19 protein-coding genes are annotated in these 25,414 nt (G+C 46.2%); 13 read left to right on the top strand and 6 right to left on the bottom strand.

The window, feature by feature from the left end:
- Positions 1 to 79: 79 nt before the first annotated feature.
- The 4 genes from F752_RS0118020 to F752_RS0118005 all read right to left on the bottom strand — a co-directional run bounded on the left by F752_RS0118020 (position 80) and on the right by F752_RS0118005 (position 6,323).
- Positions 80 to 2,239, bottom strand: coding sequence for a M3 family metallopeptidase (locus F752_RS0118020; RefSeq protein ID WP_026135827.1), 2,160 nt, complete (start codon positions 2,237 to 2,239; stop codon positions 80 to 82).
- 374 nt (positions 2,240 to 2,613) lie between these two features.
- Positions 2,614 to 4,056, bottom strand: a complete 1,443-nt coding sequence (locus F752_RS0118015; protein WP_017733147.1) for a phytoene desaturase family protein — start codon at positions 4,054 to 4,056, stop codon at positions 2,614 to 2,616.
- Positions 4,056 to 4,916: an SDR family oxidoreductase gene (locus F752_RS0118010; protein ID WP_017733146.1), complete on the bottom strand. Its 861-nt coding sequence runs from the start codon at positions 4,914 to 4,916 to the stop codon at positions 4,056 to 4,058. The genes F752_RS0118015 and F752_RS0118010 overlap by 1 nt, the downstream gene beginning before the upstream one ends.
- Before the next feature lie 171 nt (positions 4,917 to 5,087).
- Positions 5,088 to 6,323 carry a DUF748 domain-containing protein gene (locus F752_RS0118005; RefSeq protein ID WP_017733145.1) on the bottom strand — a complete coding sequence of 412 codons (1,236 nt, stop codon included), beginning with the start codon at positions 6,321 to 6,323 and terminating at the stop codon, positions 5,088 to 5,090.
- 229 nt (positions 6,324 to 6,552) lie between these two features.
- Here F752_RS0118005 and F752_RS0118000 point away from each other — a divergent pair, with 229 nt between their 5' ends.
- The 11 genes from F752_RS0118000 (at position 6,553) to F752_RS0117945 (ending at position 19,021) form a co-directional block, all read left to right on the top strand.
- Positions 6,553 to 6,909 (top strand): SpoIIAA family protein, encoded by a 357-nt coding sequence (locus tag F752_RS0118000; protein WP_026135826.1) that lies wholly within the window; start codon positions 6,553 to 6,555, stop codon positions 6,907 to 6,909.
- 292 nt (positions 6,910 to 7,201) lie between these two features.
- The gene (locus F752_RS0117995) at positions 7,202 to 8,236 is read left to right on the top strand and encodes a quinone-dependent dihydroorotate dehydrogenase (RefSeq protein WP_017733142.1); all 1,035 of its coding nucleotides are present in this window, start codon (positions 7,202 to 7,204) and stop codon (positions 8,234 to 8,236) included.
- A 144-nt stretch (positions 8,237 to 8,380) separates the two neighbouring features.
- A complete protein-coding gene (locus F752_RS0117990) occupies positions 8,381 to 10,906 on the top strand; it encodes an FtsK/SpoIIIE family DNA translocase (RefSeq protein WP_017733141.1) in 2,526 nt (841 codons plus the stop codon).
- A 116-nt stretch (positions 10,907 to 11,022) separates the two neighbouring features.
- Positions 11,023 to 11,649, top strand: coding sequence for a LolA family protein (locus F752_RS0117985; RefSeq protein WP_017733140.1), 627 nt, complete (start codon positions 11,023 to 11,025; stop codon positions 11,647 to 11,649).
- Between the two features lie 304 nt (positions 11,650 to 11,953).
- Positions 11,954 to 12,544: a hypothetical protein gene (locus F752_RS0117980; RefSeq protein ID WP_160164135.1), complete on the top strand. Its 591-nt coding sequence runs from the start codon at positions 11,954 to 11,956 to the stop codon at positions 12,542 to 12,544.
- A gap of 258 nt (positions 12,545 to 12,802) precedes the next feature.
- On the top strand, positions 12,803 to 13,627 hold the full coding sequence (gene pyrF / locus F752_RS0117970) for an orotidine-5'-phosphate decarboxylase (protein ID WP_017733137.1): 825 nt from the start codon (positions 12,803 to 12,805) through the stop codon (positions 13,625 to 13,627).
- 6 nt (positions 13,628 to 13,633) lie between these two features.
- On the top strand, positions 13,634 to 14,938 hold the full coding sequence (locus F752_RS0117965) for a DUF2851 family protein (RefSeq protein ID WP_017733136.1): 1,305 nt from the start codon (positions 13,634 to 13,636) through the stop codon (positions 14,936 to 14,938).
- The gene (locus F752_RS0117960; protein WP_017733135.1) at positions 14,938 to 16,194 is read left to right on the top strand and encodes a hypothetical protein; all 1,257 of its coding nucleotides are present in this window, start codon (positions 14,938 to 14,940) and stop codon (positions 16,192 to 16,194) included. The genes F752_RS0117965 and F752_RS0117960 overlap by 1 nt, the downstream gene beginning before the upstream one ends.
- A 137-nt stretch (positions 16,195 to 16,331) precedes the next feature.
- Positions 16,332 to 16,970: an acetyltransferase gene (locus F752_RS0117955; protein WP_017733134.1), complete on the top strand. Its 639-nt coding sequence runs from the start codon at positions 16,332 to 16,334 to the stop codon at positions 16,968 to 16,970.
- Between the two features lie 140 nt (positions 16,971 to 17,110).
- Positions 17,111 to 18,055 (top strand): oxygen-dependent tRNA uridine(34) hydroxylase TrhO, encoded by a 945-nt coding sequence (trhO, locus tag F752_RS0117950; protein WP_017733133.1) that lies wholly within the window; start codon positions 17,111 to 17,113, stop codon positions 18,053 to 18,055.
- A 108-nt stretch (positions 18,056 to 18,163) separates the two neighbouring features.
- Positions 18,164 to 19,021 carry a nucleoside phosphorylase gene (locus F752_RS0117945; protein WP_026135824.1) on the top strand — a complete coding sequence of 286 codons (858 nt, stop codon included), beginning with the start codon at positions 18,164 to 18,166 and terminating at the stop codon, positions 19,019 to 19,021.
- A gap of 1 nt (position 19,022) precedes the next feature.
- On the opposite strand, the gene F752_RS0117940 is transcribed toward F752_RS0117945, so the two are convergent.
- Positions 19,023 to 20,084 (bottom strand): hypothetical protein, encoded by a 1,062-nt coding sequence (locus F752_RS0117940; protein WP_017733131.1) that lies wholly within the window; start codon positions 20,082 to 20,084, stop codon positions 19,023 to 19,025.
- A gap of 40 nt (positions 20,085 to 20,124) precedes the next feature.
- On the bottom strand, positions 20,125 to 22,020 hold the full coding sequence (locus F752_RS0117935; RefSeq protein ID WP_017733130.1) for an ABC-F family ATP-binding cassette domain-containing protein: 1,896 nt from the start codon (positions 22,018 to 22,020) through the stop codon (positions 20,125 to 20,127).
- Between the two features lie 362 nt (positions 22,021 to 22,382).
- Between F752_RS0117935 and F752_RS0117930 the strand changes: the two genes are divergently transcribed.
- A complete protein-coding gene (locus tag F752_RS0117930) occupies positions 22,383 to 23,246 on the top strand; it encodes a murein L,D-transpeptidase catalytic domain family protein (RefSeq protein ID WP_017733129.1) in 864 nt (287 codons plus the stop codon).
- 802 nt (positions 23,247 to 24,048) lie between these two features.
- Positions 24,049 to 25,263 (top strand): S8 family serine peptidase, encoded by a 1,215-nt coding sequence (locus F752_RS0117915; RefSeq protein ID WP_017733126.1) that lies wholly within the window; start codon positions 24,049 to 24,051, stop codon positions 25,261 to 25,263.
- Positions 25,264 to 25,414: the final 151 nt, after the last annotated feature.

Here is a 25,414-nt window from a genome sequence, read left to right as displayed (position 1 = left end):
TTCAACTCCCGGGTTATCAGCTAAAAAAAAAGCAGGCCCGAATAAACCGGCCTGCTTTTAACTTTTACTATTGGAGTAATTAGTTGCTCCCCTCAATGTTGGTCTTACCTAATTTATCCAGACCTCTTTTTTCTAAAAGCGGCTGAATATCGGGCTCGCGGCCGCGGAAATCCACATACATTTCCATTGGCTCACGAGTACCACCTCTTTCCAGTACATTTTCCCTGAAGCTTTTTGCCAGCTCAGGGTCAAAAAGAGACTTTTCCTTAAATGCCTGGTAAGCATCGGAATCCAGCACTCCGGACCAGATGTAGCTGTAATAACCGGAAGAATACCCGCCGGCAAAGATATGGTTGAAGTAAGTACTTCTGTAGCGGGGGATAATTTCCTCTATCAGACCAATCTTGTTCATGGAAGCTTCTTCAAAATCCTTTACTTCGCCAGTAAGAGGCTTCTCCAGCGTGTGGTAGTTCAGGTCCAGCAGGGAAGCAGCAAGGTATTCTGTGGTAGCAAAGCCCTGGTTAAAGGTGCCGGCTGCTTTCATTTTTTCAATCAGCTCATCAGGGATGGTTTCGCCTGTTTTATAATGCTTTCCGTACATTTTCATTACTTCAGGCTCAGAAGCCCAGTTTTCCATAATCTGCGAAGGAAGCTCTACGAAGTCGCGGGGAACATTAGTACCGGCAAGGCTTTCATATTTCACGTCCGAGAGCAGGCCGTGGAGGGCATGTCCGAACTCGTGGAAGAAAGTACTTACTTCATCAAACGTTAAAAGTGCAGGAGCACCTTCTGTAGGTTTAGAGAAGTTACCGACAATTGAAATTACCGGTGCCTTACGCTTACCGTCTTCCATCTGCTGGCTGCGGTAAGAGGTCATCCAGGCACCACCTCTTTTAGATTCTCTCGGAAAGAAGTCCATATACAATACGCCAACATGCGTGCCATCGGCTTCCTTTACCTCATAGGCCGTAACATCCTCATGGTATTTAGGGATGTCCTTCAGCTCTTCAAAAGTAAGGCCGTACAGTTTGTTGGTAACGGAGAATGCACCTTCTTTTACCGCATCAAGGCTGAAATAAGGCTTAATTTCTTCTGCATTCAGGTCGTAACGCTGCTTGCGAATTTTTTCTGTATAGTAGCGCCAGTCATAAGGAGCCAGCTCAAAGTTTTCGCCGGAAGCATTAATCATTTTCTGCATATCCTTTGCTTCCTGCTTTGCTACCTGCAGCGCAGGTGCCCAGAGCTGGTCGAGCAGTTTATATACGTTTTCAGGCGTTTTAGCCATAGACTCTTCCAGTACATAATCGGCATGGGTGTCGTAGCCGAGCAGCTGGGCGCGCTCCATCCGGAGGTTAGCCATTTTCCTTATAATTTCTTTATTATCGAACTCATTGTTGTTATTGCCGCGCATCTGGTAAGCATTCCAGATTTCCTTGCGAAGCTCTCTGTTATCGGCATACTGCAGAAAAGGCATTACGCTTGGGTTGTGGAGGGTGAAGATCCACTTACCTTCCATACCGGCTTCTTTTGCTTCAGCGGCAGCGTTTTCAACAAGGCCTGCAGGTAAACCGGCAAGGTCTTCTTCTTTCTCAATTACCAGCTGGTAATTATTGGTTTCGTCAAGCACGTTCTGGCCAAACTGCAGGCTAAGTACCGAAAGCTCTTCGTTGATGCCACGCAGTTTTTCCTTGTCTGCTTCAGAAAGGTTGGCGCCGCTGCGAACGAAAGATTTGTAAGTGTCTTCCAGCAGCATCTGCTGTTCTTCATCCAGCTGGAGCTGATCTTTCTTATCCCAAACAGCTTTTACCCTTGCAAAAAGCTCAGGGTTCAGCCGGATATTATCGCTGTGGGCCGACAGCAGGGGAGCCACTTCTTTGGCAATGGCCTGAATGGAATCGTTGGTATTGGCAGAGCTGAGCGGATAGAAGACAGAGGTTACCTTATCGAGCAGGGCACCGGCCGTATCCATGGCAGCGATGGTATTCTCGAAAGTAGGGGCTTCCTCTGCATTGGCGATGGCTTCGATTTCAGCCGCATGCCGTCGAATGCCTTCTTCTATGGCCGGCTTGAAGTGCTCATTTTTGATTTGCTCAAAAGGAGGGACTTCAAAAGGAGTATTGTAGGTGGTAAAAAATGGATTGTTCACTTCTGGTGGGGTCTCCTGTTGCACTTCCGGGCTGCATGCCCAGAGGAATACGCCTGCAGCGGCAAGCGTTGCCATTGACTTAATGGAATTCATATAAAGGGTTTTGTTTATGATCGATTACCAAAGATATATTTTTTTACAAAAACAGGCACTAAATTTTCTATCCGGCCGTGTAACTTTGGTTGTTGCACCATTAAAAGCGGTTTTAAACTGAAAAAATTCCCTGATACTTGGTTAAAATGCATATCCTTACAGGAAATGCCGGGTCTAAACGTTCTAACTAAAGGACTGGTGTATTGTACAGATGCTCTTTTGGGCTAGCGTGGGGCCTTGTCTTTTGCCTTTTAGTGTTATGGTAGTTGTCACTATAAGCCGGTTTGGAAACCTTGAAATAACACGGTTTACCTACAAAAAGACGAACAAAGTGGGTATGAGTGAATAATGTCATAATGACTGTAGCCTGCCACCTACTTTCCTGCTAATAGTTCAGGAAAATGGTCGTGCAGGACTTTTTGTGCTGCATTGTACCCACCCATGCCATGGACGCCACCGCCCGGAGGGGTTGAAGCAGAGCAGATGTATACCCCCGGGTTAGGCGTGGAGTAGGGTGAAAGGCTTGCAACGGGTCGTGTAAATAACTGCCAGATATCCTGCATGCCCCCATTCACATCTCCACCCACCAGGTTAGGATCAAAAGTTTCCATTTGTTTCGTATTATGAGTGGCTCTGGCTATAATGCTGTCTTTAAACCCGGGAGCTGCTCTTTCAATCTGGTTCTCTACTTCTTCTGTCATGTCCAGTTCGCAACCATTGGGTACATGGCAGTAAGCCCAGGCGGTGTGTTTGCCTGCGGGGGCTCGGCTGCTGTCGAAGGGGGAGTGCTGGGCAAGTAAAACATAAGGCTCCTTTACCAGCCCGTTCTGATGTATTACCTTCTCCGAAAGCTCCATTTGTCGCGTGCTGAAACCTAAGTGGATAGTGCCTGCCTTCCTGCATTTTTCATTGGTAAAAGGAATAGGGTTGTGTAAGGCCCAGTCCATTTTAAATACCCCCGCTCCATAGCGAAAGTTTTCCAGCCTCCGCCGGTAAAGAGCGGGAAGCTCTGTTCCTTTAATCGCCAGCAACTGCCTTGGAGTTAAGTCGAATAAATAAGCTCTTGCTTTTGGCAGCTCCCGCAGGTCCTTCACAGGGACACCTAGTGCAAGGCTACCTCCCAGAGATTTATAATAACTGATTAGGGCATCGGAAATTTTTGTAGCTCCACCTTTCGGAAAAGGCCACCCTATTTTATGCGCCAGGACAAAAAGCACCAGTCCAAAGGAAGCAGACGCTAACTTATTGAGGGGGAGGGTGGAATGGGCGGCGGCACCATAGAAAAATGCGCGGCTCTTTTCCTGCTGAAAGTACATTTTTGCCAGCGATTTGGCAGAAAGGCCGGCTTTTAAGCCAAAGGAGATAAAGTCGGCAGGATGCGCCGGAATGCCCAGAGGACCCAGCAGGTCGGGGCTGACATTGTCCCACTTTTCTGCCAGGGAATGAAAGAGCGACTGGTAACTCCGCTGGTCCTTGTCCATTTGAGCGGCCGTCTGGTCAATATCACGGTAGGCGGCAAAGGCGGTGCCATCTAAAAAAGGATGTGCAAAGGGTATATCCGGGTGAATCCACTCCAGTCCGTGTTCGGCCAGGGGTAAGGTGCTAAAGAAAGGAGAACCAATGGTCAGCGGATGAATAGATGAGCCTACATCATGCTTAAATCCGGGCAGGGTAAGTTCTTCGGTACGGGTGGCTCCTCCTGGTATATTTGCCTGCTCAAACACAATGGTAGAGAGGCCCATTTCCTGGAGGCGAATAGCAGCAGCCAGTCCGTTAGGGCCGCTTCCTGTTATAATGGCATCATACGTCTTCGGCATCAGGGGAGTTGGTTTAGATCTAACTGTTCCACATACTCTTTAAAAGTGATTTTCCCATAGCAGGGGGCAATCATGTCGTGGGTAGTTACGTAGCGAAAGTAATCTAGGTTAGCGGCAAATCCTTTTTTGAAAAGCCCGAAAGGAACCAGGCCTGCCTGCATGAGCCGGGGAGAAATATGAATGATGCGGGCATTGGTTTTTGCCTGGATTGTTCTGGCCATTTCATTGCGGCTTTCAATTTTAGGTCCGCCAACATCCATTACCTTCGGGCCTTCAAATAAATGGTCTACCGCCACCTGCGCAAGGTCTGTCGGGTGGATGGAATTGGTGCGAAAATGCCCTGAACCCGGAATAGGGATTATACCCCTTTTTGCCATGATGAGCAGGTCGTGCAGGCCTGAGAAAAAGCCTACAGGCTTTATAATGGTATACTGAACAGGCGATTGCTCGAGCAGGTGCTGAATGCGCTGATGTTCCTTTGCAATACTTAAATGGTGGGCCGAACCACTCCCCATAATGGAAGTATACACAAATCGCTTTACTCCGGACCGGAGTGCCTGGTGCAGAAGATTTCTGTTTCCTTCGTAATCTATTTCGCGATAACTGTTCAGCCGCGGTTTGAATAGGCTTACACTTTTGCCAAGGGCAGAAAAAACCACCTGCATGTCTTTACAAACGCCTTCCATAGCATGAGGATCGCGCGCATCGGCAAAAAATATATCATGGGTATAAGGTTCCACTTTCTCAAAGCCCTGCTCACTATGAACCAGTGCCCGGGCAGGAATGCCGAGGTGGTGAAGCTTCTTTAATACCTCTATTCCTAAGGCACCACTTGCCCCGGCTATTAGTACCTTTTCCATTTTGTACTTTCCATTATTGCAAATTCGGTTTTAAAAGAGGAAAAAGGTGTTCAATCACTTTGTTTCCTGTCCGGCCAACAATTTATAGGACCTGTAAAACCTGTAGCCGGTTAAGCATTGCAGAGGTAAAATGAAAGAAGGTTATCTTCTTTCATGCATGAAGGCGAAAAATTACTCCTGACTACCGGCACTATCCTCTGTAGCTTCTACTGCTCCTGGGCTATTTCCCAGTTCATTATCGGTGTTTCCTTCCACCGAAACTGTATTCTCGAACCCTCTGGTCAGATTTCCTTCGTAATCGATGCTTCCTTCCAGCCCGCGGGTAAAGGCATCTAAAAATGCATTTTTGAGAATATTAATTACTCCTGTCCATACCCCTATTTTTGTATGGTCGACTGTTCCGTCTATAGGAACCTTGGTAGCAATAACATCTTTAGGCTCGTTTTCAACTACTTCAGAAACCAGTCCGGAAATTCCCTCCCAGAGAGATTTAAGAAATCCCTGTTCTTCCACATCCTGTTCCCACTCAAACACCTCCAGATTATCAAAGAAAGGCTTTATGTAGCCTTCCATTCTTCCATCAACCAGTTTATACTCACTGTATACAGAAAACTGGCCTTTTTCTACATCAACGCCGGCATAGGCTTTTATAAAATCATTTAAAGCGGTCAGATCTACCCCTACCAGTTTGAAGTTGACATCCATTCCGGGAATTTCCTGGATTATATCTAATTCCCCGTTAACGGCTAGTTTACCCCCACCAATTGTTTCTGCCGAAATTTGAAATGGCGCCGGTAGTTCGCTGTTATTATCTTCCACATTTTTAAGGTTCTCCGCCCGCAGGTACAGGCTGTCAAGAAAAACATCTACATTGGGTTCGGTGGTAAAATCTTTATAAGAGATTTTACCACTGTTAATAACCAGCCTGTTAACAGTAATAGGCATTAATTTCTTTACAGCCTCTGACCAGTGCTGCGTTTGATCTGTAGTGTCCTGCTGATTCTGGCTGCCGACGGCACCAACAAAATTTACCGTTGGATTCTGGATATAGGCTTCTCCTACAATAGCTCCTTTAAACAGCGCATTCCATTCCAGCGAGAGGTCTATTTCATCGACCAGTAAAAAGGGCGGTTCTTCTACCTCCTCAGCAGGGCCTTCACCTTCAGCAGGGGCCTGTTCCCGGGCAGGAGAGAGGGAGTCTGTTTCTGTGGTGGTTTCCAGTCTGAGGTTTTCAATTACATAAGCACCGCGGTAAAGTGCCATATCTACATCTTCTACCTCTCCGGAATAGCCAGGCATGTCATCCAGCACCTTGTTTACATAGTATTCTGCGATATAGGGCAGAGCAATTCTAATGGCCGCAAGTACCAGAACAACAATGAGCAGGGTGATAAAAGTCTTTTTCATAGGGGTAAAGTCTTTTCTACTTCTCCATTATTGTAATTGCCTGGCCTTTAGAATGTTTTGAAAGTACGGTTAAATAGAATTATTTGGTTTCCTGCTCCGGCATTTTCCCATGTATCGTTTGTCCTTTAGGTTGTAAGGTGAAGCGAAAGAGGTGAAGTGAGGCGAAAGAGACATGATGAAGAATTATTTACCTGTGCGAACAACTTGCTTTAATTTTGATTACACAATTATGGTACGGATAGAAAGAGAAAAAGCGGGAAACCTGGTGAGTACTTATGTGAGTGATAAGCTGACTAAGGAGGATTATGATAAAATACTACCTGCCCTGCAGCAGACAGTTAATGAGTGGGATGGCGTGCGCTGGTATTTCGAAATGCGTGATTTTAGCGGATGGGAACCCATAGCCGCCCTCCGGGACCTGAAGTTTGACATTGAACATGCCAATGAGCTGACAAAAATTGCTATGGTTGGGACGCAAAAATGGCAGGAGTGGCTTACCAAAGCCATGAAACCCTTTACTTCCGCGGAAGTACGCTTTTTTGATCTGCTCGAAAGAGAAGAAGCGCTCCGCTGGATAAAATCCTGATATACACCCGCAGCTCCCCTGCAAAATTGCCTCCAGATAAGAAAGCTGTTTACTTCCCATCACCAGATCTATAAGAATGTGATGCAGGGTTAGCTCCTGCACCTCCTACCCTGGGGTGAAGCTGGCTTTTATAACCAGAATTTCAATAAGCTGTAATAGTTTTTACCCCATCTTCCACCTGCTCAAAAACCATAGGTTCCCTTCCTGTATTATAGCCTTTGTCTCTATACTCCCTCATTTTGCTGAAAAGGCATTAAAAAGCTGTTATATTTGTGTCCAAAAACAGCCTCCCGTGTACAAATCCATTATCAAACCATTCCTGTTTCGCCTGCAACCTGAGCAGGCGCACCACCTAACCTTTGATTCTGTCAAAAAACTCTTTGGTGTGCCAGGTGCAGCAAGCCTGGCTCAAAAGCTTTATGCGGTAGAGGACCCTCGCCTTGAGCGGGAACTCTTCGGGTTGAAATTTAAAAACCCTGTTGGCCTGGCGGCCGGGCTCGATAAAGATGCCCGCCTGGTGGATGAGCTGGGGGCCTTAGGTTTTGGCTTTGTGGAAATTGGTACCCTCACTCCAAGGCCGCAGGTGGGCAATCCACAGCCGCGATTGTTTCGGCTACCGCAGGACGAAAGCCTGATCAACCGCATGGGCTTTAATAATGAAGGGGTAATGGCTGCAGTGGAGCGCCTGCGAAGGAGTAAACACAAAACGATTATTGGCGGAAATATTGGTAAAAATAAAGATACTCCTAATGAGGAGGCTGAAAAGGATTACCTCTTCTGTTTCGATGCCCTTTTTGAGGTAGTCGATTATTTTGTGGTTAATGTAAGCTCCCCAAACACCCCAAATCTGCGTGCCCTTCAGGATAAAGAACCACTGAAAAAGCTACTAAATAGCCTTCAGGAAAGGAATGAAACCAAGCCATTGCGTAAGCCTGTCCTCCTGAAAATTGCACCAGACCTTAGCGATGCCCAGCTTGATGATATTATTGCTTTAGTGCAGGAAACAAGGATCGATGGAATTATCGCCACCAATACCACCATTAGCCGGGATGGACTGACAAGCAACAAGCAGCTTATTGAGCAGATAGGGGCAGGCGGATTAAGTGGAAAAGTTTTAAGAGACCGCTCAACAGGGGTTATCCGGTATCTCCATCAGCATTCCGGGGGCAGCTTTCCTATTATTGGCGTGGGCGGCATTCATTCTCCGGAAGCAGCCATTGAAAAACTAAAGGCCGGTGCCTCTCTTATACAGCTCTATTCAGGCTTTATTTATGAGGGGCCAGGACTGGTGAGGGATATCAATAAAGCCCTTTTAGGCAAAGCCTGACCAAAAAGCAATTGATGCTGCCTGTTTGTTTAAGCCGTTGTGCAATACCATGATAGGAAGAAAAAAAGGGGTAAAAATGTCTCGGAGGCAGCCCGGTTTTTTCGGTAGAATTTAATTACATTTGTTGTTCTGCAATTGAAGTCTATGGCGAAGAATACCTACAAAACCAACACCATCAAGAATAAGGAGAAAGAGAAGAAAGCGGGCAAAAGCTTTCGGCTGAAGTTGAAGATGGACTTCCTGAAGGACCGGCGCCTGCAGCTGGCTTTTGGCTTCTTCCTGCTAATTTCATCCCTCTTCCTGTTTACAGCCTTTCTATCCTACCTTTTTACCGGCAGGGCAGATCAAAGCATGATTGAGGCGGTACCGGAAACCGGCCTTAAGGCCTCGGGGCTGGAAACTGAAAACTGGCTGGGGCTCTTCGGCGCCTGGACGAGCCATTACTTTATTTACCAGTGGTTTGGGCTCTCGGCTTTTTTTGTGCCGCCACTCCTCTTCATCGCCGGGTACTGGATTGTAACCCGAAAAAAGCTGCTACCGCTTTTCTCGACCTTTAATTTCAGCTTCTTTTTCATGTTCTGGATTAGTGTGTTCCTGGGCTACCTGCTCCTGCGCACCGACGGTATAGGGCAGTGGGGCTTTTTAAGCGGTGGAATTGGCTATGAACTGGCCCTGCTGCTCGATGGAATGTTAGGCTGGGGCACCTTTTTACTGCTGGCCTTCTGCCTGTTTGTTTTCGTAATATTCTATTTTAATGTTACTACCCTCATTGGTTTTAACAGTAAAATAAAAGAAGGGGTAGACTCCATAGAACAAAATCTCAGGGAGAATATAGAGGAAATTAAAAAGCCCCTGGACGCTGTGCCGGCGATGGCAACTGCAGGAGGCCTGCAGGTGGAGGAAGAGCTTGCAGAACCCACTATCGATGAGGATGAGGAGGAAGAAGAGTGGCAGGTAACAAAAAAACCGGCACCACCAGTAGCAGAAACGACTCCTGCCAAAAAGGTTAGCACGCTTGATTTTGAAATTGAAGATAGAACAAAGGAGGCGCCAAAGTCTGCTCACCTGGAAGAAGAGGAGGACAGTGACTTAGGCTTTGAAGTTTTCGAAAGTGAAGAGGAAGATGAAAAGGTAGTTGTGCAGGAAAATTACGATCCTACGCTCGACCTGGGCAGCTATCAGTATCCGCCCATCAGCCTGCTCAACGAATATGATACCGGAAAAATAAAAGTAAGCGAAGATGAATTGCGGGCGAATAAAGACAAGATTGTCGAAACGCTTACCAATTTTAAAATCGGCATCAGCAGCATAAAAGCGACCATTGGCCCTACAGTGACCCTATATGAAATTGTGCCCGAGCCGGGCGTAAAAATCTCTAAAATTAAAAACCTGGAAGATGATATCGCACTGAGCCTTGCTGCTCTTGGTATTCGTATTATTGCGCCTATTCCGGGTAAAGGTACCATTGGTATAGAGGTTCCGAACAAAAATCGCGAAATGGTTTCCATGCACTCGGTAATTACCACCGACAAGTTCATGAAGAGCGATAAGGAGCTGCCGATTGTATTGGGGAAAACTATTTCGAATGAGGTATACGTAACGGACCTGGCAAAAATGCCCCACCTGCTTATTGCGGGTGCTACAGGCCAGGGTAAATCCGTAGGCCTTAATGTATTGCTTACCTCCCTTATTTATAAGAAGCACCCTTCGCAGCTAAAGTTCGTGCTGGTCGACCCGAAAAAGGTGGAATTAACGCTCTTTAATAAAATTGAGCGCCACTTCCTGGCTATGCTGCCCGATAGCGGAGAAGCCATTATTACCGACACCTCCAAGGTGGTAAATACACTCAACTCGCTCTGTATTGAGATGGATAACCGTTACGACCTGCTGAAAGATGCCGGCTGCCGTAACCTGAAAGAATACAATGCCAAATTTGTGAAGCGGAAGCTGAATCCTGAAAAAGGACACCGCTTCCTGCCTTACATAGTACTTGTAATTGATGAGTTGGCCGACCTGATGATGACGGCGGGAAAAGAGGTAGAAACGCCAATTGCCCGTCTGGCCCAGCTGGCCCGTGCCATTGGTATTCACCTGGTGGTGGCAACACAGCGCCCGTCTGTAAACGTAATTACAGGTATCATTAAAGCTAACTTCCCGGCCCGCTTATCCTTTAGGGTAACCTCCAAAATTGACTCCCGCACCATTCTCGATACAGGTGGCGCAGAGCAGCTGGTAGGGCAAGGCGATATGCTGCTTTCCCTTGGTTCTGATATTATTCGTCTTCAGTGTGCCTTCCTCGATACGCCTGAGGTAGAAGCAGTGTGTGAATTTATTGGCGAGCAACGCGGCTATGACTCAGCCTATGTACTGCCGGAGTTTGCCGGCGATGGTGATGAAAGTAAAGTTGGGGAAGTAGACCTTGCGGAGCGGGATAACTTGTTTGAAGATGCTGCTCGCCTGATAGTGGTACATCAGCAGGGAAGTACCTCTCTTATTCAGCGGAAGTTAAAGCTCGGTTATAACCGGGCGGGTCGTTTAATTGACCAGCTGGAAGCCGCAGGTGTGGTAGGTCCATTTGAAGGAAGTAAGGCTCGCGAAGTTTTAATTCAGGATGAATACAGTTTGGAACAATTATTGAATAGCATAGCAGAAAAGAACTCCAAGTATTAGCAGCTGAGGAAAGCAGGTCAAGTGCCGGAACAGGGGCTAAATGCCTGACAATCCTTTCAGCAGTATTAAACCATGATGATGAACCAATGAGAAAGATTCTTTTAACGTTTTGCTTAATGTCGGCCTTTGCCGGAAGCCTCTTTGCCCAGTACGACCCAAAGGCGCTGGAAGTGCTGGATAAAGCCAGCGAAAAATACGAAAAGCTCAAAAGCTTTAAAGCCGATTTTACCTTTACCCTTAATAATGAAGTAACGGGTAATACCATGTCCTATAAAGGGGATGTAGTAGTAAAAGGTAAGAAGTTCAGGGTAAGCACCGATGCCCAGGAATTGATGACGGACGGAACCACCTTCTGGACCTACAGCCCTTCTATCAATGAAGTTAATGTGCAGAATTACGAAGCAGTCATTGGAGAATTTGTAGACCCTTCGAATATTCATAATATATACAAAAAGGGCTACAAAGGTAATTATGTGGAAGAAAAAGTAATTAATGGCAAGGCCCATCATATTATTGACCTTGAACCGACCAATGGGGCCGATAACGGCTTTTATAAAATCCAGCTGGTGATTAATAAAGAAGACCTGACATTTAGCAAGTTCACTATCTTCGAGAAAAATGGAAATCGATTCGTGGTGAACCTGAACAACTTTACACCTAATGTGGAGGTTGCTGAAAATATCTTTACTTTTAATAAGAGCAAACACCCGAAAGTGGTGGAAGTAGACCTGCGCAATTATTAAGGTAAGCCACTCTTTGTCGTAAAACTTACGAAGCCATTCCTATCAATCGGGAATGGCTTTTTTTGTTAAAGGCTCTTCCGCAGTTGAGTTTGGTCAGGAAGAAAGCGCTTGTTTATCTCATCTTTTCATGGTCTTGATTTCTACTCTTTTTTATATTAGAGGGAAAACGGAATAATTATAGAAGAAATGCTTCTTCCTGCATGGGAGTGGCAGGAAGTCATGATTTAGTGTAACTTATTGATTCTGAGTCGTATAATAAAGGGAGAAATAAATGTTGAATTAAATTTTTTGATTTATTATGGAAATGAAGAATATTAATAAAACCATGAAAAAAGCAGGTACTATTTTTACTGCCTTGTTTTTAACCGCAGGTACCACTGCCTTTGCGCAGGATTATGTAGAAGTAAACAATGAACTTGGAGTTGAGGAAGTTGGAGAGTTCGATGATTGGGATGCCAATACCGATGAAGTATGGGACGAAACCGAATTCAACACCTGGTTCGATGACTATGGCTTTTACGATGATTGGGACGCTAATGCTGATGGCTTTTATGAAGAAGATGAAGTAAGCGATGGTTTCTTCAATGAATGGGACGAAGATGGAGATGGATACCTCACCGATGAAGAGTATGATGACGGTAACTCAGGTTGGGTAGACGAGTATGGTGACAACTTTGACGAATGGGATGTAAATAATGATGATATCCTTGATACAGAGGAGTATGCTGCCGGTTTAGGAGAAACTGAAATCTTTAACGATTGGGATGCCGATGGTGATGGACTGTATTCAGATGATGAGCTGGAAAGCGGACTCTTTGATACCTGGGATACCAACGATGATAATTTAATTGACGACGAAGAGTTTAACGAGTTTGGATATGACTATGGACTATAATTCATAGAAACAAAATAATTCCCGGCAGGTTGGCAGGAGCATAATTTAAATGCCAGACCTGTAAATTTCGGGAGAACATCTGCAAGCCTTTTGTTTGTGCCACATGGTGCCGGCAAAAGGCTTTTCTTTTGTAAAGGGAATGATTTTGTGAGAAAAAACTTATTGCCCGAAAAAGGTCTTTTAGAAGAAGTAAAAGCCCCGGATAAAAATACCGGAAAATGTACTGCTCAAAACAAAAGCTTTTTATAATTTTAGAGCATGACCTACCAGGAACTATACGAACAAATAATCCGGAAGCGCTCCTACCTTTGTGTGGGCCTGGATACGGATCCTAATTTACTCCCGAAGCATCTGCTGGAATACGAGAATCCGGTGCTGGAATTTAACCGGCAAATAATTGAGGCCACCGCACCTTATTGTGTTGCCTACAAACCCAATACCGCATTTTATGAGGCGGCCGGTGCTAAAGGCTGGGCCACCCTTCAGCAGAGCCTCCAGCATATTCCCAGGGAACATTTTGCTATTGCCGATGCCAAAAGAGGCGATATCGGCAACACTTCGAAATTGTATGCACGTGCCTTTTTCGAGCAAATGAATTTCGATGCCATTACTGTGGCGCCTTATATGGGTGCAGATTCCGTGCAGCCCTTCCTGGAGTTTGAAGGGAAGTGGGTAATTTTGCTGGCCCTTACTTCCAATTCAGGAAGCCAGGATTTTCAGGTGCTTAAATACGAAGAGGAACGGCTATACGAGCGGGTGTTGAAAACCGCTAAGCTCTGGGGTGACAAAGAGCAACTGATGTTCGTGGTAGGGGCTACTCAAACCCAGGAGCTGGAAAAGGTACGGGAAATAGCTCCTAAAAACTTTTTACTGGTGCCGGGAGTGGGTACCCAGGGCGGAAGCCTGGAGGAGGTTTCGAAATATGGGATGAACAGCCATTGCGGACTCCTGGTAAATGCCAGCCGTAGTATTATTTATGCTTCCGATGGAGAGGATTTTGCCGAGGCAGCAGCCAGAGAAGCTAAAAAGCTACAGGAGAAAATGGATCATTACCTCGATAAGTACCTGCCCCCCCAAACCTAACATCCTATGCAGGAGAGCTTTTTACATTTCATATGGCAGTATCAGTACTTCAGCCGCGAGGCCCTGGTGAGTAGCACAGGTGAGGAGCTGAAGGTATTGCAACAGGGAATGTATAACCGGCAGGATGCAGGCCCCGACTTTAAAGGGGCCAGGCTGCTGCTGGGAGAGCTCGAATGGCATGGTGATGTGGAAATTCACCTTTGCTCAACTGACTGGGAACGGCACCAGCACCAGCTCGACCCGGCCTACAACAGTGTGGTGCTGCATGTGGTGTGGGAGAAGGACGGGGAGGTGAAGCGAAAAGATGGAACTGAGCTGCCACAACTGGCATTAAAAGACAGGGTGGAGGAAGGGTTGCTGCAGCGCTACCAGCAGCTTATGCAAAGCCTCTATGCTATCCCTTGTGCCCCACAGTTTGATAAGGCCGATGCACTAGCCAGGGTGTCCATGCTTGATAAAGCCTTGCTGCAGCGCCTGAAGCGGAAGGCAGAAGGACTGATAAACTGGCTAAAAGAGGCAGAAGGAGACTGGGAAACCGTCGCCTACTGGTTGCTGGCTCAGAACTTCGGATTCAAAAAAAATAATGAAGCTTTCCTGGCCCTGGCTCAGAAGCTCCCCCTTAAACTGCTGGCCAAACACCGTAACCAGCCGCTGCAGTGCGAAGCGCTGCTTTTTGGTATGGCCGGTTTTCTGGAAAGTACCTCTACTTCCACTCAAACCCTTGACTCATATATTCAACAGCTACAGCAGGAGTGGCAGTTTTTAGGCCATAAATATGGCCTGGCGGGCAGACAAATGCAGCGGCACGAATGGAAGTTCCTGCGCATGCGCCCTGCTAATTTTCCAAGTTTACGACTGGCCCAGCTGGCCGCTGTACTACAGGCCCAGCCACATGTTTTCAGCCTTTTTACTGGCGGGAAGAGCGTGAAAGAGTTGTTAGTTCAAATCAGGCAACCACAATCGGCGTATTGGCAGGCACATTATGATGTTCAAAAGGCATCAAAAAATAAACTGCCTTCCTTAGGACTTTCCAGCGCACAAAACCTCCTTATCAATACGGCTGCCCCGCTACTGGCGGCTTATGGTCTTTACCTGGATGATGAAAGCTGGATAGAGCGGGCTATGCAGCTGCTGCAGGAATTACCTGCGGAATCGAATAGCATAGTGGAGGAGTGGAAGGAGCTGGGGCTTCAGCCACAACACGCTTTCGACAGCCAGGGAATGCTGGAGCTCTACAACGAATTTTGCCTGCCAAAAAAATGTTTGCAGTGCAGCATTGGCCTTAACCTGCTTAAGCGTTCGGAAGCCTGATGCTGCTCATTCTCCTGCATATCCTTTTGCTGGCATGGCTCAGCCGATTTGTATATCAAAAATTAAACCCTTCACCGCTGCGCTGGTATTACTGGCCTGCCCTTGCTTTTAAGCTGGCCTGTGGCTTTCTGCTGGGGATGCTGTATTTTCTTTACTACAATGGGGGCGATACGCTCAGTTATCATCATGATGCTGCAGCACTGGCGCAGCTGGCCCTGCGCGATTTCCCGGCCTACTTAAAAACATGGGGAGGCGATTATCCGGAAGATGTTTCACTTGTGTATGCTGCTCAGCCAAGGGCGCTGTTAACAGCCAAACTCTTTAGTCCCTTTTATGTGCTTACCGGAAGCAACTATTGGCTGGTTTCTGCTTATATTTCTCTTTTGTCTTTTTTTTCTGTTTTCTTCCTGGCCCACCGACTGGTCGTTTTTCGACCGCACTGGCGGAAAGCCGTAGCCCTGGCTTTCCTTTTCTGGCCCAGCTTTGTTTTCTGGACGAGTGGATTGTTAAAGGAAAGTGTGGCAATGGTATGCATTGCTTACAGTGTGGCTGTTGTGCTGCCATATTTACTGGATAACAGGAGGCTTGTGTGGTATGAGGTGCTGGCTGCTTTGCCATTGCTGGTTTTGCTGTTTAGGATTAAGTACTACTATGCCGGTTTACTCATCCCTTTTCTGGCCTGCCTGCTTATTGCCTGCTGGCTGAAGAGGCATTTTAAGCTAAGCATCCTGTATGCCTCTGGCCTCTTTGTTGCCTTTCTGCTGGTGGGAGGGTGGCTGGTCAGCCAGCTCCATCCAAATATGTATGCCCACCGGTTTCTGGAGGTATGGGTCAATAACTACTATTTGTTTGTAGAAATATCAAAAGAAGGAAGTTTTGTGGTGTTTGAAGGGTTGCAGGCCAACTGGCTTAGTGTATTGCAAAATGCACCGGAGGCTGTATTTGCAGGCTTATTCGCGCCCCTCTATGTGCAGGACTTCACCAACCCAATGGCCATGGCAGCCGTGGCCGAAAACCTGTTTTTGCTGGTACTGGCGGTGCTCGCGCTTTTTGTGTGGCTGCTGAAAGTAAAAGGCCATCTCTCATTGCCGGCTTTTGCTACTCTTCTCTACATCCTGACTTTTGCCCTGCTTATAGCCATTGCGGCCCCCAACTATGGCACCCTCCTGCGATACCGGATAAGTTACCAGCCATTTTTTGTGCTCCTGGTTTTGCTGGCCTGCCGCCAGGGGCTGATGATGTGGAGTCGGAAGTAAAAGGAACGGAACTGATAGTTTTTTCTGCCTGTTGAAGATAAGCCTGAATAAGCGTACCTTTGCAGCAAAATGGAGTAGAAGGGCTGTTTGGTCCTGCTGCTTTTCAGGATGAATCATTTTGTACTTTAGCATAAGAAATGGATAAACCGGTAATGATATTAGGGGCTGGCGGTATAGGCCGGGCAGCATTGGAAATTTTTCAGGATAATGGCGTAGTGGTATATGGTTTTCTGGAAGATGATGAGAAAGAGCATGGAAAGGAAATTGATACCATACCGGTTTTGGGCAGTACTGACGATGATGGCTACCTCAAGCTCATTGGCAAAAAGTGCGAAGCCTTCGTGGCGGCCGATGAAAACACATATCGCCAGAGCCTGGTGGAAATGTTGCACGAGCGCCGGAAAATGCAGCCGGTTAATGCCGTTCACCGTACGGCGGTTATTGCAAAATCGGCCAGTATCGGTCATGGAAACTTTATAAATCAGCAGGCAAAGATAGGAGCCGGTACAGAATTGGGGAGTCATTGCATTCTGCACAGTGGAGCCTTGCTGGACTTTAATGTTAAAGCAGGCGATTTCGTGCAGATAGGTGCAGGTGCGGTGGTAGGAAGTGGGGTTACCATTGAAGAAGGAGCCTTTATTGGTTCCGGCGTTACCATTGTATCCGGCGTTACCATTGGCAAAAAAGCACGCATTGGAGCGGGCTCAGTAGTGGTGGCCGATGTAAAAGCCAAAGACACTGTTTTTGGAAACCCTGCACAGCCAATAAAGAAATGATAGAATAATAGAATGGTTGAATGAGAGAATAAAAAAGGAACTGAGCAGCCATTGTGCAGTTTTTATTATTCTTTCCTCATTACTCACGACTCAATACTAATTTAAATAACACCCTGTCTGAAGCAGGAAAAGTTATTCTTATGGAAAAATACAGCATACTTCTTTATTACTGCTATACGCAGATTGACGACCCGGAGAAGTTCCGGGAAGAACATCATCGTTTTTGCCTGGAGAATGGCATATTGGGCCGTATCATTGTGGCAGAAGAAGGTCTTAATGGTACCGTAAGCGGGCTGAAAGCCGATTGCGAAACTTATATGGCTCACCTGAAGGCCGACCCCCGCTTTGCCTCCATCGACTTTAAAGTAGAGGAAAGCGATAAACATGCTTTCCAGAAGCTGCATGTACGGGTAAAGCCCGAGATAGTGCACTCCAGTCTCCGTCACATCAACCCGGTGCAACGGACGGGGCAGCACCTTTCTCCTGAAGAATTTAAGCAGCTGAAGGATAAGGACGATGTGGTTATTCTCGATGTGCGTTCTAATTACGAGCATATGATGGGCCGCTTTAAAGGAGCCCTCACGCTTGATATTGAGAACTTCCGAGACTTTCCTGAAAAGGTAAAGGAGATGAAGGAGAAGCTGGAAGGAAAGAAAATCCTTACCTATTGCACAGGCGGTATTAAATGCGAAAAAGCCTCTGCTTACCTGCTGGAGCAGGGTTTCGAAAATGTATACCAGCTGCACGGCGGCATTATCAAGTATGGCATAGAAGCTGGTGGAGAAGATTTCGAGGGCAAGTGCTATGTTTTCGATAATCGTGTAGCGGTGGATGTGAATAAGGTGAATCCAAAGGTGGTTAGCCAGTGTCATGTATGTGGCAGGTCCGACGATCGCATGGTCAATTGTGCAAACCCGGTATGCAACCTGCATGTACCTATTTGCGAGAGCTGCGGATGGGAGCTGGAAGGGGCCTGCAGCCCAGAGTGCAGGGAACACCCTGAGAAACGGCCTTACGACGGCACCGGCTATTATCAGAAAGAAATGAATGGCTATAATCCTTTTAAAGGAATGGCCCGGAAATAAGAAACAACTATTAATTGATTATAAAGTGCGGTGATGAATAGTGCAAAGCTGGGCATCCTGCACTTTTTTTGTTACTTTAGATTAGACAACCACCAATCATTTTTTACCATGGAAAGAATCCCGCCATCAGAACTAGTATTAAACCCGGACCTAAGTGTGTATCATTTAGGACTGCGCCCTGAGCAGTTAGCCGATACCATTATTACGGTGGGAGACCCGGAAAGGGTGAGTAAAATTAGCCGCCACTTCGATAAAATTGAGCATAAAGTTGCTAAGCGTGAGTTTGTTACCCATACCGGCACCTATAAAGGAAAGCGCCTGACAGTACTGAGCACTGGCATGGGAACGGATAATATTGAAATTGTGATGATGGAACTCGATGCATTGGTGAATATTGACCTGCACCTCCGTATTGTAAAGAAGGAGCATACCTCTCTCAATATTATCCGGCTGGGAACATCCGGCAGCTTACAGCTGAACATTCCGGTAGGGAGTCAACTGGTGTCTGATTATGCCATTGGGCTTGATACGCTCATGTTCTTTTACCAGCTGAGCAATACGGACGAAGAAGCTAACTTTTCGAACGCACTGCACGATACCGGCGAGCTGCCTTTTAAACCTTATGTAGTGCGGGGTTCGCAAAAGCTGCTCGAAAAAATAGGCTTTGACATGATTCGTGGAAATACCCTTACCAGTCCCGGCTTTTATGCGCCCCAGGGACGGCAGGTGCGGGCTACGCTTCGATTACCAAATATGGTGGAAGCCCTTAGCCGCTTCCGCTTTCAAGATAAAATGCTCACCAACTTCGAAATGGAAACCGCCGGCTATTACGCCATGGGTAAAATTCTGGGCCATGAGGTAATTAGTATCAACGCTATTCTGGCCAACCGCATCAGTAATGAGTTTTCTTCCACGCCCGACCTGGTGGTGGAGGGCCTGATAGAAAAAGTATTGGATAGGGCTTAAGTTAGATGCCAGTCTGCTCCTTTTTTTCTGATTGCCAGAACTTCTCTGCCTGCTTGCCGACAAGCCAGAAGGAAAGGGCCATTAGGGAAAAGAAGAGGGCTTTTGGCATAATCGTCCAGCAGTACTCAATATAGCGGGTATAGAGGTTGAGAATAAAAAAAGTAATACCGAGGTCGCGAATAGTGAGCTGGCCGGAGCGGTGTCCCCACCAGGTAGTTAAAGCAGCGCAAATCATCAGCAGTAGCGACCAGCCAAGAAAGTGGCTTTGGGAAACCTGCTCCCACAGGTCATAGCGGACCATGTTGCCAAAAATCGACATCAGCCACAGACAAAAGAGCAGTGAGCTAATACCTACTATCCTGGTCATTTTACTGAATATTCTGGTGCGGGAGTGAAGGGTAAGGAGATAGCTGCAGAGAGTTAGCAGCGTACCAAAAATAATAAAGCGCAACGGATAATTCATCCCTTTATAGTAAGCCTGGTAGTCGGTTCCTTTGGCGGTGGCCGCTCCAAAGCAGGCTGCAAGGGCCAGTATCCCGAATAGCCAGTTCAGGCGGGAATTGAGGAACAGGGCTAAGCTCATGTAAAGTACAGCCGCTAAACCCAGCATGGCGGTTAGCGTGCCTCTTCCTCCTCCAAGGGCTATGCCTAAAAAGCCGATGGCCATGGCCGCGGCAAAGCTGGCAAGTGTATAAAAAGTTTCGTTGCTGTAAGTAGTGTTGCTACTCTTCTTTTGTTGCCTGCGCCACCCTAGCAGGTACAGGACGAGCGCAAGCAGGGCAAGTACAAAGCTCTTGATAAAATCGCTGGTTTCAACAAACTGGTTGAGGGCCTGCATGAGCCAGCGGTCGGCAAATAAAGCAATAATGGCAATAAAGCTGCAGCCGATGGCAAAGACAAAAGCCGAAAGTGAAAGATCCTGCCAGTTAAAGGTGGTGGGCTCCAGGCTATCTTCAAGAGCTTCTTTTTGCTCGTTGTTCAGGTATCCTTTTTCCTGCCACTCTTCCAGACTTTTCTGTAACAGGCGAATTCCTTCTTGCTCTTTTTTATCTTCTCCATGCAATTTCAGCGCTGGTCCGTTCTGTAATTTAGGAGAAGCTGGCTTATTCTACAAATTCGCTCAGTTCGAGCCAGCGCATCTCTTTTTCATCAATCTGCTCCCCAATTTCTTCAATTTCTTTAGAAAGGGTGGTTAGCTCTTCATGATTTCCACTGCCGCTGTTGAGCTGCTCAATAAGCTTTTTACGCTTTTGGTCCAGGGAAGCGATCTCTTTTTCCAGCTGTTCAAACTCCTTTTGCTCTTTAAAGGTCAGCTTTCGTTTTTCTGTCTTAGTGGGGGCTGGTTTGGGAGCAGGCTGCTCTTTTTTTGTCTGAGCCGCCTGTTCTTTCTCTTTTTCTTCGGCAGCTTCTTCGGCTATGGTTTCCCGGTAGTCGGTATAATTCCCAGGGAAGTCACGAATGGTTTCATTTCCCTCGAGTACGAACAAATGGTCTACCAGCCTGTCCATGAAATAGCGGTCGTGCGATACAATAATGAGGCTGCCGCCAAAACTTTCCAGGTATTCTTCCAGAATGTTGAGGGTGGTAATGTCGAGGTCATTGGTTGGCTCATCGAGTATCAGGAAGTTCGGACTCTTGATTAGCACCCTTAAGAGCTGCAGGCGTCTTCTTTCTCCGCCGCTGAGTTTCTTAACCGGGGTATATTGTACGGCCGGCGGAAACTGGAAGTAATTAAGGAGCTGACTGGCGGTAAGCTCTTTGCCGCTGCCGGTTTGCACCACCTCAGCGACCTCCTTTACCACATCAATTACCCGGTGTTCGGGGTTAAAAACAGCTTCCTCCTGTGAGTAGTAGCCAAATACAATGGTGGTTCCCTTGTCTACCTCGCCGCTATCCGGGGGTATAGCACCTGTTAAAATATTCAGGAAGGTGGACTTCCCCATGCCGTTTTTGCCCACCACACCTATGCGGTCGCCTTTTTTAAAGGTATAGCTAAAGTCTTTGAAAAGCGTTTTGTTGCCGTACGATTTGGATATTTTCTTTACCTCCAAAATTTTACCACCCACCCGGCTGGTTTTTACATCCAGCTCCATCTGGCTGCGGCCGAGCTTCTGGCTTGCTTTGTCTTTAATATCTTCGAAGGCATCCATACGGTACTTGGCCTTGGTACCACGTGCTTTTGGCTGCCGGCGTACCCATTCCAATTCTTTCTTCATCAGGTTACGGGCTTTGTCGACCTCAGTGGCCTGCATCTGTTCCCGTTCAGCTTTCTTTTCAAGGAAATAGCTGTAGTTGCCTTTATATTTGTACAGCTTACCGCCGTCGATCTCAATAATTTCATTGGTTACTCTCTCCAGGAAATAGCGGTCGTGCGTTACCATTAGCAGCGTTAGCTGGGCTTTTGCAAGGTAATCTTCGAGCCATTCAATGGTTTCCAGGTCGAGGTGGTTGGTAGGTTCATCGAGAATTAAAAAATCGGGCTTCTCAATAAGTGTTTTAGCCATCGCCACACGCTTTTTCTGCCCGCCGCTCATTTTATCGACCCGCTGTTCCAGGTCATATACTCCCAGCTTTCCGAGAATTTGCGTTACCTGACTTTCGTAATCCCAGGCATTTTGCTCTTCCATGGCAGGTAGCAGCTCCTGCAGCTTTTCGGCCGCGGCAGGGTCTGTTTCTGATTTGTGAAGGTAATATTCGTAATCAGATACCAGGGCCAATAGAGGGTTCTGGCGGTCGAAAACGGCTTCTTTTACAGTGTCGCCTTCCCGGAACTGGGGATTCTGGTGGAGGTAGGCAACTCGCAGGTCATTGGCAAACACTACCTGACCGCTATCGGAAGTTTCGTGTCCGGTAATAATGCGCAGGAGGGTAGACTTTCCGCAGCCATTGTGCCCGACCAGTGCTACTTTTTGTCCTTGGTTAATGCCGAAGGTAATTCCTGAGAATAATTCCTTCTCGTTATAGCTTTTACTAAGATTTTCGACCGATAAATGATTCATGCTGCAAAGGTACGGAGAAAATTAATTTGCTGATGAGATATTATACTGATGAGTGAAGGTGCAGGGAGGCTAATTTATTCTCTCTGTCATTGTTGGTTTATTTTTGGACCTGAATTCGGGAGAATGCAGGTGGGATTTTGCAAAGGTCTGCGCTTCATTATCTATATATTATGGTCCTTCTACTCAATATCAAATTAGTTCCTATACCAGCTGCTGGCTCCTTAAAGCCAGCTTAGGTGGGTATATATTACCATTGATTCATCATCAACTTAAAATTAGAGGTTTTTTCGATTATGGGGAACACTAAGTTCCAAGCTGCTGTTAGCCAGACGAAACCGGAATAGCCAACAAAACCAGCAACTATGAAGGAAACGCTCCTAACACTCAGCATTGTTTTATTTTCTTTTTTCTCATTTGCCTCACCCATAATGCCAGGGAAATCTGATCCCGAATCAATAAAAACATCTTCAAAAGCCAGATCTACCGCTTATTTCCTCAATACCCCTGCTTCAGAAAAAGAAGCAACTGTAAAAACTATTTTTAGTGATGCACTAAAGCGGCAGATGGCGGAAGAAGCATTCCTGAATTTGTATAGCCAGTTTGACTGGGGAACTGCGGCCAGACCGGATTTCCAGGTTTTCCGCAAAGGCCTAATTGGGTTCCTGAACATTCAAAAGGCCAACTCTCTCTCAGAGAAAAACATCCTCACTCTTATCGATTTTTCCCTTCCCTCTTCCCAAAAGCGTTTATGGATAATTGACCTGGACCAAAAGGAGCTTCTGTTTCATGAATTGGTGGCCCATGGACGAAATAGCGGAACCTTATTTGCGGAAAGCTTTTCCAATGTCAGAAATTCGAATACCAGTAGCCTCGGCTTTTATCTGACAGGTGAAAAATACCATGGAAAGTACGGGCTTAGCCTGCGGCTCGATGGCCTGGAAGAAGGTTATAATGATAATGCCCGTGAGCGGGCCATTGTTTTGCATGGAGCAGATTATGCCAGTGAGGCTTTTGTAGAGGCCCAGGGGCGTTTAGGGCGTAGCTTTGGTTGTCCTGCTGTTCCTTTCGAAAATAAAGACGCCATTGTGGAGGCGATAGATGCCCGAACCGTACTTTTTATTTATGCCCCTGACCAGAAATATAACGAAGATTCCCAACTTCTCCGGACTGATGCCGCTGTCAATTACTTTGCAGAAAGTGGATTCGAACTAGCAGCGTCCAGGTAAATAATTCTTTAATTTACGCCTCCTCCTGCATTTGGTAAATTAAACCTGCCAGATGCAGGAGTTTTTTTGTTTTTTACTGGAGGTAGCCCTGCTAGTTTCTTTTGATCTGCTAAAAGTTGTCGGCTGGCTTCTCCCCAAAGACCTGAGGTAATCTTTCTGAATTTTTAATTTTTTCACTGCTTTCTCTGCGGACAAACCTAATTGTTTGGGTAGAGAGGGTCAAAAACATCAGGCTGTACCTGAAGGGGGGGTGATGGGGCTGCCAAATGAGTCCTTTTTATCTCTGTCTAAACAAGCACGTCCTTCCTTCCTTAAAAATTTTTTTGGCTATTCAGCTTTTTATGACAACTGATAGACAGAGCGTCTAAAAGAGTTTCTTTTGTAAGAAGAAAAATTTTTTATTTAAAAAGAACATACTTCTGCGTCTTGTAATTTTTTTTGGTCTTTAGATGGAAACCCATGACTGGTTACTATCATTATTCTTTTATAAAATTAAATTACAGTAATGGATTTGTTGTTGCTGAAGGAAATGGTTTAGCTGATTCTTCTATAAGAACTGGTTTTTAAAATGCAGGAAACCAACTATTTGTATTTTTCTCATGAAGGTTTCCAAAAAAAAATACTTTTTGCTTAAACAATTACCTGAATTGACGATTTTTAATTTTGCCGAATCAATATTTTGGCTCATTAAATATGTGCGTAAAGGCCTTTTTAGAAATTTTATAGACTAAAAATATTGGTTTTATTAATTTTTATTCTTTAAGTTTGTTTTAGTTACATTTTTAATTTTAACCACTTTCTTATGTTCAGAAACATTTTTACAAGACAAATTGCCGTTGCATCTATTGCAGCCATGGTGGGTTTGGCTTCCTGCCAGACAGATGAGCCTTTAGTGAATCAAGTTGATCCGCAGTCTATGGTGGAAACTTCCACAAGTCAGCTTATTGAGGGCCAGTACATTATTGTTATGAAGCCTGGTGCAGTAAACGGACGGGTAGATCTTTCCGGGGATTATGCGACCCGTACGGCTAAAATGAAGTCCGCTATTCTGTCCATGTTTGCAAATGCAAGAATTAGCGAAGATGCTATTGACCGGGTGTATAGCAGCACCGTTCTGGGTTTTTCGGCTAAAATAGATGCAGCTACGGCCGCTCGGTTAGAGAAAGACCCTAATGTTGATTATGTTGAGCAGGATCGCTTAATTGTGTTGGCTAAGCCAGTTCGTGGGGGAGATGGTGGCTCCGTTGCCGAAGAAGTGCCATTTGGAATTACCCGTGTTAATGGTGGAGTTACCTATACCGGCAGCAACGTTGCCTGGGTAATTGACACAGGAATTGACCTGGACCACGAAGACCTGAATGTTGATGCCAGCCGTGGCTTTAATGCCTTTACCACTGGTCGCGATGCGGGTTCACCTGATGATGGCAACGGGCACGGTACACACGTAGCAGGAACTATTGCAGCTATTGATAATGAAGTAGGTGTGGTAGGTGTTGCAGCCGGCGCTACTGTTGTTCCGGTAAAAGTACTGGACTCCCGTGGAAGCGGCTCTTATTCTGGTGTAATTGCCGGTGTGGATTGGGTAGGTGCGAATGGTAAAGCGGGTGACGTGGCTAATATGAGCCTTGGTGGCCCGGTATCGCAGGCACTTGATGATGCGGTGGTTGCGGCCTCAAGTAATGGGGTTGTGTTTAGCCTTGCAGCTGGTAATGATTCAGATGATTCCAACAACCATTCTCCTGCCCGGGCAAATGGTGCAAATATTGTAACCATCTCTGCCATGGATATAAATGATGAATTTGCCTACTTCTCTAACTGGGCGAACCCTCCTGTTGATTACTGTGCGCCAGGTGTCGACATTAAGTCTACCTGGAAAGATGGTGGCTACAATACTATCAGTGGTACTTCTATGGCGGCTCCGCATGCTGCCGGTGTATTACTTTTAGGTAATGCCAGCACAGATGGTACAGTAATTGGTGACCCTGATGGAAATGCAGACCCAATCATAGTTCATTAATATACTTAAATAATAGTAAGTAAGTTTTAATTAGTCTCATAATAAAAAAGCGGAAGGATTTTTCTTCCGCTTTTTTATTTTTATCCGGTGTCCCGTCCTGAAATAGCGATACACAAAAAGAAACGTTATGAGACAAGGAGAAGAGCCAGAG

The sequence above is a fragment of the Nafulsella turpanensis ZLM-10 genome (assembly GCF_000346615.1).
In the GTDB taxonomy this organism is placed as follows: Bacteria; Bacteroidota; Bacteroidia; order Cytophagales; family Cyclobacteriaceae; genus Nafulsella; species Nafulsella turpanensis.
Note: the sequence above shows the minus strand (reverse complement) of the source record. Positions and strands in the feature narration are given on the sequence as shown.

Bases quoted from the DNA above. Each gene is read 5' to 3' on its own strand.
- F752_RS0118020 (WP_026135827.1), bottom strand. From the start codon at position 2,239: ATGAATTCCATTAAGTCAATGGCAACGCTTGCCGCTGCAGGCGTATTC.
- F752_RS0117980 (WP_160164135.1), top strand. From the start codon at position 11,954: ATGAAGAATATTAATAAAACCATGAAAAAAGCAGGTACTATTTTTACT.
- F752_RS0117985 (WP_017733140.1), top strand. From the start codon at position 11,023: ATGTCGGCCTTTGCCGGAAGCCTCTTTGCCCAGTACGACCCAAAGGCG.
- F752_RS0117915 (WP_017733126.1), top strand. From the start codon at position 24,049: ATGTTCAGAAACATTTTTACAAGACAAATTGCCGTTGCATCTATTGCA.
- trhO (WP_017733133.1), top strand. From the start codon at position 17,111: ATGGAAAAATACAGCATACTTCTTTATTACTGCTATACGCAGATTGAC.
- pyrF (WP_017733137.1), top strand. From the start codon at position 12,803: ATGACCTACCAGGAACTATACGAACAAATAATCCGGAAGCGCTCCTAC.
- F752_RS0118010 (WP_017733146.1), bottom strand. From the start codon at position 4,916: ATGGAAAAGGTACTAATAGCCGGGGCAAGTGGTGCCTTAGGAATAGAG.
- F752_RS0117990 (WP_017733141.1), top strand. From the start codon at position 8,381: ATGGCGAAGAATACCTACAAAACCAACACCATCAAGAATAAGGAGAAA.
- F752_RS0118005 (WP_017733145.1), bottom strand. From the start codon at position 6,323: ATGAAAAAGACTTTTATCACCCTGCTCATTGTTGTTCTGGTACTTGCG.
- F752_RS0117945 (WP_026135824.1), top strand. From the start codon at position 18,164: ATGGAAAGAATCCCGCCATCAGAACTAGTATTAAACCCGGACCTAAGT.
- F752_RS0118015 (WP_017733147.1), bottom strand. From the start codon at position 4,056: ATGCCGAAGACGTATGATGCCATTATAACAGGAAGCGGCCCTAACGGA.
- F752_RS0117955 (WP_017733134.1), top strand. From the start codon at position 16,332: ATGGATAAACCGGTAATGATATTAGGGGCTGGCGGTATAGGCCGGGCA.
- F752_RS0117935 (WP_017733130.1), bottom strand. From the start codon at position 22,020: ATGAATCATTTATCGGTCGAAAATCTTAGTAAAAGCTATAACGAGAAG.
- F752_RS0117930 (WP_017733129.1), top strand. From the start codon at position 22,383: ATGAAGGAAACGCTCCTAACACTCAGCATTGTTTTATTTTCTTTTTTC.
- F752_RS0117965 (WP_017733136.1), top strand. From the start codon at position 13,634: ATGCAGGAGAGCTTTTTACATTTCATATGGCAGTATCAGTACTTCAGC.
- F752_RS0117960 (WP_017733135.1), top strand. From the start codon at position 14,938: ATGCTGCTCATTCTCCTGCATATCCTTTTGCTGGCATGGCTCAGCCGA.
- F752_RS0118000 (WP_026135826.1), top strand. From the start codon at position 6,553: ATGGTACGGATAGAAAGAGAAAAAGCGGGAAACCTGGTGAGTACTTAT.